General features: G+C 69.4%; 14 protein-coding genes. 5 read left to right on the top strand and 9 right to left on the bottom strand.

Annotated features, from left to right (window positions below; genetic code table 11):
* Positions 1–18: 18 nt before the first annotated feature.
* Together J2851_RS09400 and def are read right to left on the bottom strand one after the other, a co-directional pair.
* Positions 19–729, bottom strand: a complete 711-nt coding sequence (locus tag J2851_RS09400) for a COQ9 family protein (protein WP_209765949.1) — start codon at positions 727–729, stop codon at positions 19–21.
* A gap of 2 nt (positions 730–731) precedes the next feature.
* A complete protein-coding gene (def, locus tag J2851_RS09405; protein ID WP_209765951.1) occupies positions 732–1274 on the bottom strand; it encodes a peptide deformylase in 543 nt (180 codons plus the stop codon).
* A 203-nt stretch (positions 1275–1477) separates the two neighbouring features.
* On the opposite strand from def, the gene rpsU reads away from it, so the two are divergent.
* Positions 1478–1681: a 30S ribosomal protein S21 gene (rpsU, locus tag J2851_RS36295; protein ID WP_012974546.1), complete on the top strand. Its 204-nt coding sequence runs from the start codon at positions 1478–1480 to the stop codon at positions 1679–1681.
* A 165-nt stretch (positions 1682–1846) separates the two neighbouring features.
* The gene (gene panB / locus J2851_RS09415; protein WP_209765954.1) at positions 1847–2671 is read left to right on the top strand and encodes a 3-methyl-2-oxobutanoate hydroxymethyltransferase; all 825 of its coding nucleotides are present in this window, start codon (positions 1847–1849) and stop codon (positions 2669–2671) included.
* Positions 2672–2786: 115 nt separating this feature from the next.
* Here the strand turns inward: panB and J2851_RS09420 are convergent, their stop codons facing one another.
* The 5 genes from J2851_RS09420 to J2851_RS09440 form a co-directional block, all read right to left on the bottom strand.
* Positions 2787–3074: a DUF1330 domain-containing protein gene (locus J2851_RS09420; protein WP_209765956.1), complete on the bottom strand. Its 288-nt coding sequence runs from the start codon at positions 3072–3074 to the stop codon at positions 2787–2789.
* Between the two features lie 108 nt (positions 3075–3182).
* Positions 3183–4580 carry an NAD(P)(+) transhydrogenase (Re/Si-specific) subunit beta gene (locus J2851_RS09425; RefSeq protein ID WP_209765957.1) on the bottom strand — a complete coding sequence of 466 codons (1398 nt, stop codon included), beginning with the start codon at positions 4578–4580 and terminating at the stop codon, positions 3183–3185.
* A gap of 2 nt (positions 4581–4582) precedes the next feature.
* On the bottom strand, positions 4583–5002 hold the full coding sequence (locus J2851_RS09430; RefSeq protein WP_209765960.1) for an NAD(P) transhydrogenase subunit alpha part 2: 420 nt from the start codon (positions 5000–5002) through the stop codon (positions 4583–4585).
* A 19-nt stretch (positions 5003–5021) separates the two neighbouring features.
* On the bottom strand, positions 5022–6179 hold the full coding sequence (locus J2851_RS09435; protein ID WP_209765961.1) for a Re/Si-specific NAD(P)(+) transhydrogenase subunit alpha: 1158 nt from the start codon (positions 6177–6179) through the stop codon (positions 5022–5024).
* 292 nt (positions 6180–6471) lie between these two features.
* Entirely contained in the window at positions 6472–8100 is a 1629-nt protein-coding gene (locus tag J2851_RS09440; RefSeq protein ID WP_209765962.1) for an ABC transporter substrate-binding protein, read from the bottom strand.
* A 254-nt stretch (positions 8101–8354) separates the two neighbouring features.
* Between J2851_RS09440 and J2851_RS09445 the strand changes: the two genes are divergently transcribed.
* Positions 8355–8603: a DUF2312 domain-containing protein gene (locus J2851_RS09445; protein ID WP_209765963.1), complete on the top strand. Its 249-nt coding sequence runs from the start codon at positions 8355–8357 to the stop codon at positions 8601–8603.
* A gap of 38 nt (positions 8604–8641) precedes the next feature.
* Here J2851_RS09445 and J2851_RS09450 read toward each other — a convergent pair whose 3' ends face one another.
* Both J2851_RS09450 and J2851_RS09455 read right to left on the bottom strand, forming a co-directional pair.
* Positions 8642–10873, bottom strand: a complete 2232-nt coding sequence (locus J2851_RS09450) for an anthranilate synthase (RefSeq protein ID WP_209765964.1) — start codon at positions 10871–10873, stop codon at positions 8642–8644.
* A 232-nt stretch (positions 10874–11105) separates the two neighbouring features.
* The gene (locus J2851_RS09455; RefSeq protein ID WP_209765965.1) at positions 11106–11786 is read right to left on the bottom strand and encodes a cation efflux transmembrane domain-containing protein; all 681 of its coding nucleotides are present in this window, start codon (positions 11784–11786) and stop codon (positions 11106–11108) included.
* 228 nt (positions 11787–12014) lie between these two features.
* Between J2851_RS09455 and J2851_RS09460 the strand changes: the two genes are divergently transcribed.
* A complete protein-coding gene (locus tag J2851_RS09460; RefSeq protein ID WP_209765966.1) occupies positions 12015–12452 on the top strand; it encodes a CBS domain-containing protein in 438 nt (145 codons plus the stop codon).
* Positions 12453–12699: 247 nt separating this feature from the next.
* Positions 12700–13674 (top strand): response regulator, encoded by a 975-nt coding sequence (locus J2851_RS09465; RefSeq protein ID WP_209765967.1) that lies wholly within the window; start codon positions 12700–12702, stop codon positions 13672–13674.
* The last annotated feature ends 189 nt before the right edge of the window (positions 13675–13863 follow it).

Genomic DNA, 13863 nt, shown 5'->3' on the forward strand with positions numbered 1-13863 from the left:
CTCAAATGTTCTCAGCCCTCAGATATTCTCAGCCATGTGCGTGGTCGCACTCTCCGCGGCTTTGACGGTGCCGCTGCGCTGCCGGATCTGGCGGGCGAAGCGCATCGGGCTCGGCAGGTGGCTCAGCAGCCGGCCGGCGCGGCCCATGGCGGACATGGCCTTGCCCATGTTCATCACGTCGTCCAGGCGCCGGTCGATGAAGGCCCAGGTCTCCACATGCCCCTCCGACCGATCGTCGAGCCAGTAGAAGGTGGCGGAGCTGAGCACCGCGCCCAGCGTCGCGCGCTTGGTGTAGTGGTTGAAGTCGGTGGCCGTGTCGCCGGCCGCGAACCACATGGCGTCCACCGTGCGGTAGAGCATCCGCAGGCCGAGGCCCAGGTTCTGCGGCATGGCGAGGTAGGCGATCAGCCGCCGCTTGGCCTCCAGATGCGGCTCCAGCACCTCGAAATGGGTGCGGATGGCCAGGGCTATGCGGTCGCGCACCTTCATGTCGGGCAGCGGGTGCTGGTCCATCTCCGCCAGCATGCGCCGGTCGGTCCAGACGCCGAAATGCTCGACCAGCTCCGGGATGCCGCCGGGGAAGGCGCGGTGCATGGTGGCCGTGTCGTAGCCGGCCATCTGCGCGCCGTCGCGCAGCGCCGTCATGCTCCACCCGTCGAAGACGATGTTGGGCAGCGTCGAGACCAGGATGTCGTCGCGCACCACATCCATGTCCAGGGCAGCGTCCATGGTCAATCCTCCCCCTTTTCCCGCTCCAGCGCTTCGGTCACGTGATGCGCCATCTCATTGAACGCGAGATAGCGCAGATCGGGCATGCGGTCGATGTAAAGAATGCCGTCCAGGTGGTCGTATTCGTGCTGGATCACGCGGGCGTGGAAGCCGCTCGCCTCCCGCTCGACGGGTTCGCCCTCCAGCCCGACTCCACGGTAGCGGATGCGGGTGAAGCGCGGCACGATGCCGCGCATGCCGGGAATCGACAGGCAGCCTTCCCAGCCGTCGGCCATGGCGTCGCCGACGGGTTCGACCACCGGATTGATCAGCACGGTCGGCGCCACCACCTCGCCGCCGGAGCGGTCGGAGGGCACGCGGAACACGATCATGCGCAGCGACTCGTGCACCTGCGGGGCCGCCAGCCCGACTCCGGGCGCGTCCATCATGGTGTCGATCATGTCGGCGGCGAGCCGCCGGATCTCCGGATCGGTCGGGTCGGGCACGGGGTCCGCGACCATGCGGAGGACCGGATGCCCCATGCGGGCGATTTTCAGAAGGGCCATGGCCCATTATCTGGGAGATTCCTCCTGTCCGGCAACCATTTCGCCCCAGTCCTTCCGACGTGGAGACGGGGAAGCCGAAGACTCCGCTTCACACAGGGCGCTGTCCGTGCTAAACAATCGTCCACACAAGGGGTGCGCCCGCAAGCGCATGCCTGTTTGTTGCTTAATTGCAACTCGGCTCACTTGAAAGGGTGACGGTAAACGTGCAAGTTCTGGTCCGAGACAACAACGTCGATCAGGCCCTCCGCGCGCTGAAGAAGAAGATGCAGCGCGAGGGCATTTTCCGGGAAATGAAGCTGCGCCGGAACTACGAGAAGCCCTCGGAGAAGCGCGCGCGCGAGAAGGCTGAGGCGGTGCGTCGCACCCGCAAGCTGCTCCGCAAGCGCATGGAGCGCGAGGGCTATTAATAGCCGAGCGCTTTTCGCGCCGGATTGACAGGCGCGCCTCGGCGCGCCGGGCACCCAAAGCGCGTTCGCGCGCCAGCCCCTCTTGTGTCTTGCGCCTGCCGCCCCGTGCTCGTTCGCGTGGGCGGTTTTGGTGCATCCGCATTTTCTCGATCAGGCGGATGGGTGATGAGCGCGTCCAAGACCACCGCACGCATGTCTGTCCCGGCGCTCCGCGCCCGCAAGGGTGGCGAGCCAATCGTCTGCCTGACCGCCTACACGGCGCCCGTCGCCCGGCTGCTCGATCCGCATGTGGACCTGCTGCTGGTCGGCGACTCGCTGGGCATGGTGGTCTACGGCTTCGACAGCACCCTGCCCGTCACGCTCGACCTGATGATCGCCCATGGCGCCGCCGTGGTGCGCGGATCGCAGCGTGCCTGCGTCGTGGTCGACCTGCCCTTCGGCAGCTACCAGGAAAGCCCGCAGGCGGCGTTCCGCAACGCCGCGCGCGTGATGGCGGAAACCGGCGCCCAGGCGGTGAAGCTGGAAGGCGGGGCCGAGATGGCCGAGACGGTGGCCTTCCTGACCAGCCGCGGCGTGCCGGTGATGGGCCATGTCGGCCTGCTGCCGCAGTCGGTCAACGCGCTTGGCGGCTACAAGGCCGTGGGCCGCGACCCGGCGAGCGCGGAGCGCATCCGCGACGACGCCCGCGCCATCGCCGAGGCCGGCGCCTTCTCCCTGGTCATCGAGGGCACCATGGAGTCGCTCGCCCGCCAGATCACCGAGGATGTCGCCGTTCCGACCATCGGCATCGGCGCCTCCCCCGCCTGCGACGGGCAGGTGCTGGTCTCCGACGACATGCTGGGCCTGTTCAGCGACTTCCAGCCGAAGTTCGTGAAGCGCTACGCCCAACTGGGCGCCGCCATGGGCGAGGCCGCGGCGGCTTACGCCGCCGAGGTCAAGGCACGGACCTTCCCAGGGCCGGAGCATTGCTTCGGCGTGAAGAAGAGCTGAAGCACGGCGGAATTTAACCACAGAGACACGGAGACACAGAGCCTTCCGCACTCTGTGTCTCCGTGTCTCTGTGGTTAAGGTTAGCTCGTCGAACCGACGCCACCCTGCCCCACGATCACGCCCCCTCCACCAGGATCATCTTGAAGTCGGCGGCGCCCTTCCGGGCTTCGCGCGCTTCGCGGTATTCGGGGCTGTCGTAGAAGGCCCTGGCCGCGGCCATGTCCGGGAACTCCAGGATCACCACGCGGTTGGGCTGCCAACCGCCCTCCAGCACCTCCGTCTCGCCGCCGCGGGCCAGGAACCGGCCGCCGTTCTTGGTGATGGCGTTGGGGGTCAGCGCCTTGTAGCGCTCGTAGGCGGCGCTGTCGGTCACCTTCACGTCGGCGATGATGTAGGCGGGCATGGCGTCCTCCGGCCTCGTTCGGGTCTTCTTATCGGGGGAAAAAGAAAACCCCCGAGGCACCAGCATGCCTCGGGGGTTCGCATCACGCCAGGGTCGAAACGCCGCGGATCACTCCATGGACTTCACGACCTCTTCGGTGACCTTCTTGGCGTCGCCGAACAGCATCATGGTGTTGGGGCGGAAGAACAGCTCGTTCTCCACGCCGGCGTAGCCGGCGGCCATGCCGCGCTTGATGAAGAACACCGTCTTGGCCTTCTCCACGTCCAGGATCGGCATGCCGTAGATCGGGCTGGCCGGGTCGGTCTTGGCCGCCGGGTTGGTCACGTCGTTGGCGCCGATCACGAAGGCCACGTCGGCCGTGCCGAAGTCGCGGTTGATGTCCTCCAGCTCGAACACCTCGTCGTAGGGCACGTTGGCCTCGGCCAGCAGCACGTTCATGTGGCCCGGCATGCGGCCCGCGACGGGATGGATGGCGTACTTGACGTCCACGCCTTCCTTCTTCAGCAGGTCGGCCATCTCGCGCAGCGCGTGCTGCGCCTGCGCCACCGCCATGCCGTAGCCCGGCACGATGATCACCGACTGCGCGTTCTTCATGATGTAGGCCGCGTCCTCCGGCGAGCCGGCCTTCACCTGCCCGCGCTCACCGCCACCGGCGCGACCGGCCGCCGCTGCGGCGCTCTCCCCGCCGAAGCCGCCGAGGATAACGTTGAAGATCGAGCGGTTCATGCCCTTGCACATGATGTAGGACAGGATCGCGCCCGAGGAGCCGACCAGCGCGCCGGTGATGATCAGCAGGTTGTTCTGCAGCGTGAAGCCGATGCCCGCCGCCGCCCAGCCGGAGTAGCTGTTCAGCATCGAGATCACCACCGGCATGTCCGCCCCGCCGATCGGCAGGATCAGCAGGAAGCCCAACGCCAGGGAAACGCCGACGATCAGCCACAAGGCGGCCGAGGAATTCGACTGCACCAGCCAAAGGATGAGCAGGATGGTCAGCACGCCGAGCGCGGCGTTGAGGTGGTGCTGGAAGGGGAAGACTAGCGGCTTGCCGGTGACCAGACCTTGCAGCTTGGCGAAGGCGACGATGGAGCCGGTGAAGGTGATGGCGCCGATGGCGGTGCCGAGCGCCATCTCGACCAGCGAGCCCTTGGCGATGGCGCCGGGCACGCCGATGCCGTAGGCCTCCGGCGAGTAGAAGGCCGACAGCGCCACGAACACCGCGGCCAGACCGACCAGCGAGTGGAAGGCGGCGACCAGTTGGGGCAGCGCGGTCATCTCGATCTTCTTGGCGATGACGTAGCCGATGCCGCCGCCGATGGCGATGCCGAGCACGATCATCCAGTAGGACTGGACGATGGGCAGGGCCAGCGTGGTGAGGATGGCGATGGTCATGCCGACCATGCCGTAGAGGTTGCCCTGGCGCGAGGTCTCCGGGCTGCTGAGGCCGCGCAGCGCCATGATGAAGCAGACCGAGGCGACGAGGTAGAGAAGGGCCGACAGCGTTTCCATGGTTACTTGCCCTTCTTCTTGAACATGGAGAGCATGCGCTGGGTGACCAGGAAGCCGCCGAAGATGTTGACGCTGGCCAGGATGACGGCGAGGAAGCCCATGATCTTGGAGAAGCCGAATCCGGCGGGTCCGGCGGCGATCAGCGCGCCGACGATGATCACCGAGGACACGGCGTTGGTCACCGCCATCAGCGGCGAGTGCAGCGCCGGCGTCACCCGCCACACCACGTAGTAGCCCACGAAGCAGGCCAGCACGAGCACCGTCAGGCCGGTGATGAAGAAGCTGCCGTGGCTGGCGGCCTCCGCCGCGGCGGGGTGGCCGAGGGCGGCCGCCTGGGCGGCCAGCGCGTCGATCTGCTGGCTGGCCGCGGAAAGCTGCGCCTTCAGCTCGACGATGCGGTTGGACAGTTGGGTCTGGTCCATGTCTCTCTCCCTAGGGCCGTCAGACCGTCTGGCCGGCGAAGGCGGGGTGGACGACCTGACCGTCGCGGGTCAGCGCGATGGCCTTGACGATCTCGTCGTCCCAGTTGAGCGTGATGCCCTTCTCCTTGTCGTGCAGCGACTGGAGCAGGGCGAGCAGGTTCTTGGCGTACAAGAGCGAGGCGCTCTCGGCGATGCGGCTGGGGTAGTTGGCGTGCCCGACGATTTTGACCCCGTTCTCGGTGACAACCACCTTGCCCAACTCGGAGCCCTCGACGTTGCCGCCCTGCTCCACCGCCAGGTCGATGATCACCGAACCCGGCTTCATCGACGCCACATGCTCCCGCGTCACCAGCACCGGCGCCTTGCGGCCGGGGATCAGCGCCGTGGTGATCACAATGTCCTGCTTCTTGATGTGCTCGGCCACGAGTGCGGCCTGCTGGCGCTTGTAGTCGTCCGACATCTCCTTGGCGTAGCCGCCGGCCGTCTCGGCCTGTTTGAACTCCTCGTTCTCCACCGCGACGAAGCTGCCGCCGAGGCTCTGCACCTGCTCCTTCACCGCCGGGCGCACGTCGGTGGCCGAGACGATGGCGCCCAGCCGCTTGGCCGTGGCGATGGCCTGCAGGCCGGCGACGCCGACGCCCATGATGAAAGCCTTGGCCGGCGGCACGGTGCCCGCGGCGGTCATCATCATCGGGAAGGCGCGGCCGTACTCAGAAGCCGCGTCGACCACCGCCTTGAAGCCGGCGAGGTTGGCCTGGGAGGACAGAACGTCCATGACCTGGGCGCGGGTGATGCGCGGCATGAACTCCATGGCGAAGGCGTTCACCCCGGCGGTGGCGTAGGCGGCCACATGGTCGCGGCTGTTGTACGGGTTCAGGATGGCGAGCAGCAGGGCGCCGCGCTTGAGCAGCGCCAGCTCGTCCAACTCGCCCTCGCCCGCGATCAGCGGGCGCTGAACCTTCAGCACGATGTCGGCGTCGGACAGTGCCGACGCGGCGTCCGGCGCGATGGTGGCGCCAGCGTCGGCAAAGAAGGAATCCGGCAGGTTGGAGCCCAGCCCGGCGCCGCTTTCCACGACCACGTCGAGGCCGAGGGCTTTCAGTTTCTTGACCGTCTCAGGCGACGCCGCGACGCGATGTTCCCCCGCGCGCCGCTCCCTGGGTATGGCGATTTTCATGGTTGTTGTCTCCCCTGCCGCGAAGTGGCCGATTTCCGGGCAATCGGCTTAGACCATAGGCATGAATGCCGGATTTGTGACACGTTGTGAAGAGTCACCCGTCGATGGTATTACCAGCGGTGATAGTGCGGCGCAACAATTCGGAAGCTGGCGGAATGGACGCGCGTCTTCGGACGCGCAGGGTCGCCCCATTCTCAACGCGGCGCCATCCTCCTTTCGGCGGAGGCGCTCTATAGGGCGAGCGTGGCGCGACGAACGCGACGCGGACGGGCGGGGCGCGGGCCGACTCGGCCTATTTGGCAGCGCTGGGCCGTTTGGCTTCCACCTCGGTGGCGAGGGTGAATTCGTCGGCGCGGGGTGCGAAGGAATAGCGCGCGCGCATCGCCCAAGTCTTGCTCTCGAAGTAGAGCGGCAGCACGGCGGCGTCCGCCATGGCCCCTTCCACCGCCTCGCGCAGAAGCCCCTCCCGCGCCATGGGGTCCAGCGTGACGACGGCGCGCTCCAGGATGGAGTCGATGGCCGGGTTGGAATAGCGCATCCGGTTGATGCGCCCCCGGTTGCGCCCGTCGTCGTAGGTGGCGATCAGCGACAGCAGGATGTCCGTCGTTTCCCCGAGGTCGGTGGTGATTCCGGACATGTAGGCGCTGAACTCCAGCTTGGCGGCGCGCGCGAAGAACTCCGCCGAGGGCAGCGTCTCCACCTTCGTGGAAATGCCGATGCGGGACAGGGCCACGCCCAACGTGCGCGCGACCGCCGCATCGTTGGCGTAGCGGTTGTTCGGCGCGTGCAGCGTCAGGACGAAGCCGTTCGGCCAGCCGGCCTCCGCCAGCAGCCGCTTGGCCGCCTCCGGGTCATAGTCGTCGGGCTTCAGCGCCGGGCTGGTGCCGAAGAAGCCGCGCGGCAACAGCTGCCCGGCGGGGGATCCCAGCCCCTCCAGCAAAAGGTCGACGGTGCCCTGGCGGTTGATCGCCTTGGAGATGGCCCGGCGGACCCGCGGGTCCTTCAGCGGGTTCCGCGGCAGCGGCGCGCCGTTGCGATCGGTGACGAAGGGGGACCGGTCCCGCCCGACGTCCAGCGCCAGATAGATCAGCCGCGCCGACAGACCGCTGCGCACCGCGACCTGCGGGTCGGCCTGGAGCCGGCCGACGTCGGAGGGCGGCACCTGGTCGATGACGTGCACGGTCCCGGCGGTCAGGGCCGCCACCCGCTCGCTCGCCACCGGCATGATCCGCAGGGTCAGCTTGTCCCAACGCGGGCGGCCGCCCCAATAGACGGGATTTGCCGCCAGCGTCACCTCAGACAGTCCGTGGCTGCCGAGAAAGCGGAAAGGCCCCGTGCCGACCATCGCGCGCCCGCTGTCGAAATCCTCGCGCGCCGCGTCGGCGAACCGCGCCGGGATGACCGCGACCTGCCCGACGGCCGCGGGAATCGTCGGATCCGGCGTGCTGGTCCGGATGCGCAGCGTGTGGTCGTTCACCACGACCAGGTCGGTCACCGACCGCAGAATCGCCGCATAGGGATAGGGGCTGCCCTGCACGGCCAGGGCGCGCTTCAGGCTGGCCGCCGCGTCGGCTGCGGTGAACGGTGTCCCGTCGTGGAAGACGACGTTGCGGCGGAGCGCGAACTCCCAGGTGTTGTCGTCCACCGGCCGCCACCGCACGGCGAGGCCCGGTGTCGGCCATTTGAACTCGTCGGGCAGGGTCAGGGAGTCGAAAACGTGGCTGCCGACGATGCTGTTGGGCGTCAGATTGTGGAAGTGCGGATCGAGCGAGGTCACCTCCGACCCAAGCCCGATGGCCAAGTCCTCCGCCGTGGCGCGCGACGGCGCCGCAAGGCCGGCCCCGGCGACCCACAGGGCCAGGAGAAGGACGCGGCAAAGCCGGAGCGCGTAGGGAGGAATCGGCGTTCGACCACGGCGCATCGTCGGGCTCCCGGAGGGCACGGAAACGGAGTGGCGCACCATGACCGATTCAACCCGATTTTGTGAAGGATCTTTTCTGCAAGCCTGTCCGCAGCGGCACTCCGCCGCGCCACGGACCCGTCCTGCCGGCTGTTCCGGACCGCGCCCGCCTGTGGCAACCGGCGTCGCGGCCGGCAGCCCCCTTGCCATCGGGCACGCCCGCCGATATCGTCCGCCCCGGTTTTCCAAAGCTCCCTATTTGAGGTTACCCCATCATGTCCGACGTCGGCGGCATTGCGGCGGATCGCCTGAGGTCCTTCGTCGAGCGCATCGAGCGCCTGGAAGAGGAAAAGCGCGGCCTGCAGGAGGACGTCAAGGAAGTCTACGCCGAGGCCAAGGGCACTGGCTTCGACACCAAGATCATCCGCCAGATCATCCGCCTGCGCAAAATGGACAAGGCGGACCGGCAGGAGCAGGAAGCGATCCTGGAGCTGTACAAGGAAGCGCTGGGGATGCTGGAGTAACCCTCCGCACCCCCCGCTTCCGATCCGGAAAGGCGGCCTCAGGCCGCCTCCTCCACGCGCACCCGCCCGGCCAGCCGGGCCATCACGTTGCCCACCAGCGCCAAGCCCGCACCACCGCCGAGCGACAGGATCGATTCGGGGTGGAACTGCACGGCCGCGACCGGCAGCCGGCGGTGTTCCACGGCCATGACGAGGCCGTCGGCGGTTTCCGCCGTCACCCGCAGATCCTCCGGCAGGCGGTCGCGCCGCGCCACCAGCGAGTGGTAACGCCCCACCGTCAGGCGCTCCGGCAGCCCTTCGAACAGCGCTCCTCCCGGCAGCACCCGCACCTCCGACGCCTTGCCGTGCGCGGGTTCCGGCAGGACGGACAGGTTGCCGCCGAACCGCTCCACCATGCCCTGGAGCCCGAGGCAGACGCCGAACACCGGCACGCCCTGCGCCAGGGCCGCGTCCAGCGTGCCCGCCACGTCGAAGTCGGACGGGCGGCCGGGACCCGGCGACAGCACGACGAGGTCGGGCGGGTCGGCGGCCAGCGCCGCGCGCGCGTGGACGTGCCGCAGCGTCGTCACCGATGCCCCGGTCTGCCGCAGATAGTCGGCCAGCGTGTGGACGAAGCTGTCGTCGTGGTCCACCAGCAGGACGCGCCGCCCCTGCCCCGTCCGGACCGGTGCCGCCGGCTCCACCGCCGCGGCCGCCCCCATGGTGTCTCGGGCGCCGAGGATGGCGTCGAGGAAGGCCGACGCCTTCAGGCGGCACTCCGCGTCCTCCGCGTCGGGATCGCTGTCGGACAGAAGGGTGGCGCCGGCGCGCACCTGGGCGACGCCCTCGGCCATGCGGATGGTGCGCAGAGTCAGCCCGGTGTCCATCCCGCCGTCGAAGCCGAGCCGCCCGAAGGCCCCGCCGTACCAGCGCCGCGGCGATTGCTCCGTGTCCTCAAGGAACTGCATGGCCCAGCGCTTCGGGGCGCCGGTGACGGTCACCGCCCAGGTGTGGGTCAGGAAGGCGTCGAGCGCGTCGAAGCCCGGCCGCAGGCGCCCCTCCACATGGTCAACCGTGTGGATCAGGCGAGAGTACAGCTCGATCATACGGCGGCCGACCACGCGGACCGACCCCGGCTCGCACACCCGCGCCTTGTCGTTGCGGTCCACGTCGGTGCACATGGTCAGCTCCGCCGCGTCCTTGGCCGAGGTCAGCAGACGCAGGATCTGCGCGGAGTCGCCGATGGCGTCCGCGCCGCGGGCCACGGTGCCGGAAATCGGGCAGGTCTCCACCCGGCCCTCTCCACTGGGCCCTTGTCCCACCCGCACATACATCTCCGGGCTGGCCGCGACCAGGAACTCCCCGAAGCCGAGATTCACCAGCGCCTCGTAGGGCGCCGGGTTGGCCCGCCGCAGCCGGCGAAACACGGCGGACGGTGTGTCGGCGCAGGGCTCCGCGAAGGTCTGGCCCGGCACCACCTCGAACAGGTCGCCGCGCCGGAAGGCCTCCTTGGCGGCCTCCACGACCCGTTGGTAGTCGCCGGGGGCATGGTCGCAGGCGCCCGCCGCGTTGCTGTCCGGGCGATAGGCGTGGGCGCGCCCCGTGCGGGGCAGGCCCCGGGTCGAACCGGTGTCGTCGGCGAACTCGTAGTCGAAGCGCCGCGCCACGCCGCTCACCGGGTCCACCGCGACGAGGCGGTCCGGCAGGTAGAGGACGAGGTCGCGCTGGTCGTCCGGCCGCTCCAGCCGCAGGCGGATCGGCTCGAACTGGAAGGCGAGGTCATAGGCGAAGGCGCCGTAGAGTCCCAGAAGCGGGTCGTCCGGCGCCGCGAACAGCGCAAGCAGGGCACGCAGGACGGAGAAGACAGAGGGCTGGCGGCTCCGCTCCTCCTCTGGGAAGGGGTGGACGGGCTTGCGGACCAGGACGGTGACGCGGGCGGGCGACTCCTCGATGCCGGCCAGCGCCTCCATCGCCCGGAGCTGCGCGGCGACCGACGGCAGCAGCACCCGCCCCCGCGCGTTCAGCGCGTCGATGCGCACGGTCCGCCCCCGCGCGGTGACGGCGAGCGGCGGGTCGGTGAAGCCCAGCGCGAAGCGGCGGTAGCGGCCGGGCGCCTCCACCCCGCTGCCCAGCAGAAGGCCGCGCCGGGTGTCGAGCGCATCGATGACCGGGTCGAGCGCGCCGTCCGCCTCCAGCGGCTCCGCCATGCGATGGACGATGAGGCCGCCCGCCGTCCGGTAGATCAGCGGGTCGAGTTGTCTCGGCTGGGCGAGGAAGTCAGCGGGATACATCGGGCGTCTCCGGGGATCGTGACGGGGGTGGAGCACACCCGGAGATCCCTGATCGACACCCTGAACCCTCGAAGAGGAAAGGCCGCCCGGAACCCCCGGGCGGCCTTTCGATGGTTCTGCGCTCAACGCGCGTCGGCTGGCCGGCCCGGTTACACGGGCCGCCACCAACGACGCGACGGGGAGAGCGAAACGGTGTTCATGGCGGCAACTCCGCCATAGGACGCGCGGGTTGTCAAGCCCCCTCGCCCGTCCCGGCTGCGGAGGCCCCGGCTGCGGAGTCGTGGTAGGCCCGCAACTCCGAGAACGCTTGGCGCAGGATCGACAAGGCGGCGGACAAAGCAAGGCCGGCGATGACCGCGGCCACGAGGATGTCTGGCCAACCTTCGCGCATCGTCCAGACGCCGGCCCCCGCCAGCATCACCGCGACGTTGGCCATCGCGTCGTTCCGGGAGCACAGCCAGACCGAGCGCATGTTGGCGTCGCCGCGCCGGCTGGCGAACAGCAGCGCCGCCACCGACAGGTTGGCGCCCAGCGCCAGCAACCCGACGAGGCCCATCACCGGGGCGTCGGGCAGCGTTCCGGCGTAGGCGTTCCATGCCGTCGATCCCACGACCCACAGCCCCATCGCGCCGAGCGACAAGCCCTTCACCACGGCGGCCCAGGATCGCCACTCCAGCGCCTTGCCCAGCACCCACAGGCTGACCCCGTAATTGGCGGCGTCCGCCAGGAAATCGAGCGCGTCGGCGCGGAGCGCCATCGACTCCGCGTCCAGGCTCGCCACCAGCTCGATCACGAACATGACCGCGTTGATCAGCAGCGCCATGCGCAGGACGCGCCGGTAGTCCGCCTGCCGTCCGATACCCGGACCGCCTCCACCGCCTCCGCAGGAGCCACCACAACAGTTGCCGGCCATGGCCACCTCCACCCTCGTTCCCACCGGCGCAGCATAGGAGGACGGATGCGGCGCGTCCAGGACAGAAAAAGCGTTTTCTAATATACGGGATTATACGCGGGGTCCTCCTTGTCGCGGCCCGTCGCCCGCCCCACGCTCTATGACGATGAGGAGAGGAGCGCCGCGGGCGGTCCGCCCGCCGCGTCCCGCCGTTCCGAAGCCGCGCCGCAGCCGCCAGGGAGGGAGGACATGACCACCGTTGCCGAGGTTCTGAACCGCAAAGGCCACACCGTCGCCGCCACGCTTCCATCGGAATCGGTGGCGACCGCCGCGCGCCTGCTGACCGAGAAGCGCATCGGCGCGCTGGTCGTGCGCGACCGCCGCGGGAAGCTGGTCGGCATCCTGTCGGAGCGCGACATCGTCCGCGCCGTTGCGACCCAGGGGGCCGACGCCCTGGAGCTTACGGTCGAGGATCTGATGACCAAGGAGGTCAAGACCTGCCGGCCGGCGGACACGGTCAAGGACCTGATGCAGATGATGACGCTCCGCCGCCACCGCCACGTGCCGGTGTGCGACGACGCCGGCGACCTGGTCGGCGTGATGTCCATCGGCGACGCGGTGAAGGCGCGCCTGGACGAGCAGGCCCACGAGGTCGCCGTGCTGAAGGACTTGGCGCTGGTGCGCTGAGCGTCCGGAAGGCAGCCGGGAAGGGGGCGGCGCCCACCCGCGCCTGCTCCCTTCGCGCCCCGAACGCACCACCCCGCCACTTCGAACGGGGAGCCTCCTACCCCCTGCACCGACCTGTTGCCCCACCCGATAACCCATGCGCCGGTTCCGCGCCCGATCGGCGATAACACGTCTCCGCACCCTGAAAGCCGGGAACTGCGTTCGGATATTCAGCCCGCAACATCATCTGAACCTGCGGGACCGGCCCATGGCGCGACGCTATCCGAGCCACCTGAAAATCCTCGTCGTCGAGAACAACGCCCTGCTCCAGCGGGCGCTGCGCGACATGCTGGAGCTGTGGGGAGTCGGGCAGGTCGTCACCGTGTCCAACGGGCAGGAGGCCAAGGAGCTGCTGCGGCGCGAGCCGTACGACCTTCTGGTCACCGACTGGATGATGGAGCCGGTGGGCGGCGCCCAGCTGGTCAGCTGGGTGCGGCGGTCGCCCGGCAGCCTCAGCCCCGACCTGCCGATCATTGTGCTGACCGCCAACGCCGACCTCGCCACCGTGCGCGCCGCCTGGGACGCGGGTGCGGACTCCGTGCTCGCCAAGCCGGCGTCGGCCGCCACCATCGCCCGCCGCATCGAGACCGTGCTGACCCGCCCGCGCCGCCCGCGGCCGTCAAGGCCGGAGGCCGAGCCCGAGGTCCGCGAGAGCCGCCCCGAGGACCGGCCGGAGCCTGCGCCCTCCCGCCCGGCATCCTCCCGCCCGGCCCTGTCCGGCGGGTCCCCTCTCCGCCTGCCGCCGCCCGGACCGCCGGTGCGTTCGGCCGAACCCCGGCGCGTGCGGCTCCTGCTGGCGCTGGACCGGCTTGAGGCGGCGCTCGACAAGCCGGACCCGCTGGGCACCCGGCTGCGCCACGCCGTGTCCGACCTCCAGATCGCGGCGAGCGCCGATCCCACCGGCGTCCAGGGCGCCTCCGCGATGGTGGCGTCCCTGTCCACCTGCGTCACCTGGGTGGATCACGACGCCGAGAGCTTCAAGGAGGCGGTGCAGGCCCACATGGACGCCCTGCGCTGGGTCGCCACCACCGCCCACGACGCCGAAACCGCGGTCGCCGTGCGCGCCCTGGTGCGGGCGTTGCGCTCCATGGTGCGCACGCTGACCCTGCGCGGCTCCGCCGACCCGAGCCTGTGGCCGGACGCCCCCGATGGCCAAAGCCACCCCCTGCCGCCGGCCTCATAGCCTCCCCATATCCATTCCGAAGCCAATGAAGGCGAGCGGGAATTTCCGTTAGGGCGGGGATTCCCGCCCGTCCGTTTCACAGCGCTGCGAGGTCTCGACCGTTCCTTGCTTTTTGCAGGCCGGCCCCCGCGGCCCGTGGACAGATACGGCAGCTTTCATTACCTTTTTGGTTATCCAACAAACAAAGCG

Origin of the sequence: Azospirillum rugosum (assembly GCF_017876155.1) — a bacterium.
GTDB lineage: Bacteria > Pseudomonadota > Alphaproteobacteria > Azospirillales > Azospirillaceae > Azospirillum > Azospirillum rugosum.

Coding starts and splice junctions, on each gene's coding strand:
- J2851_RS09455 (WP_209765965.1), bottom strand. CDS start 11,786: ATGGCCGGCAACTGTTGTGGTGGCTCCTGCGGAGGCGGTGGAGGCGGT.
- J2851_RS09440 (WP_209765962.1), bottom strand. CDS start 8,100: ATGCGCCGTGGTCGAACGCCGATTCCTCCCTACGCGCTCCGGCTTTGC.
- panB (WP_209765954.1), top strand. CDS start 1,847: ATGAGCGCGTCCAAGACCACCGCACGCATGTCTGTCCCGGCGCTCCGC.
- J2851_RS09460 (WP_209765966.1), top strand. CDS start 12,015: ATGACCACCGTTGCCGAGGTTCTGAACCGCAAAGGCCACACCGTCGCC.
- J2851_RS09450 (WP_209765964.1), bottom strand. CDS start 10,873: ATGTATCCCGCTGACTTCCTCGCCCAGCCGAGACAACTCGACCCGCTG.
- J2851_RS09425 (WP_209765957.1), bottom strand. CDS start 4,580: ATGGAAACGCTGTCGGCCCTTCTCTACCTCGTCGCCTCGGTCTGCTTC.
- J2851_RS09430 (WP_209765960.1), bottom strand. CDS start 5,002: ATGGACCAGACCCAACTGTCCAACCGCATCGTCGAGCTGAAGGCGCAG.
- J2851_RS09435 (WP_209765961.1), bottom strand. CDS start 6,179: ATGAAAATCGCCATACCCAGGGAGCGGCGCGCGGGGGAACATCGCGTC.
- def (WP_209765951.1), bottom strand. CDS start 1,274: ATGGCCCTTCTGAAAATCGCCCGCATGGGGCATCCGGTCCTCCGCATG.
- J2851_RS09445 (WP_209765963.1), top strand. CDS start 8,355: ATGTCCGACGTCGGCGGCATTGCGGCGGATCGCCTGAGGTCCTTCGTC.
- J2851_RS09400 (WP_209765949.1), bottom strand. CDS start 729: ATGGACGCTGCCCTGGACATGGATGTGGTGCGCGACGACATCCTGGTC.
- J2851_RS09465 (WP_209765967.1), top strand. CDS start 12,700: ATGGCGCGACGCTATCCGAGCCACCTGAAAATCCTCGTCGTCGAGAAC.
- J2851_RS09420 (WP_209765956.1), bottom strand. CDS start 3,074: ATGCCCGCCTACATCATCGCCGACGTGAAGGTGACCGACAGCGCCGCC.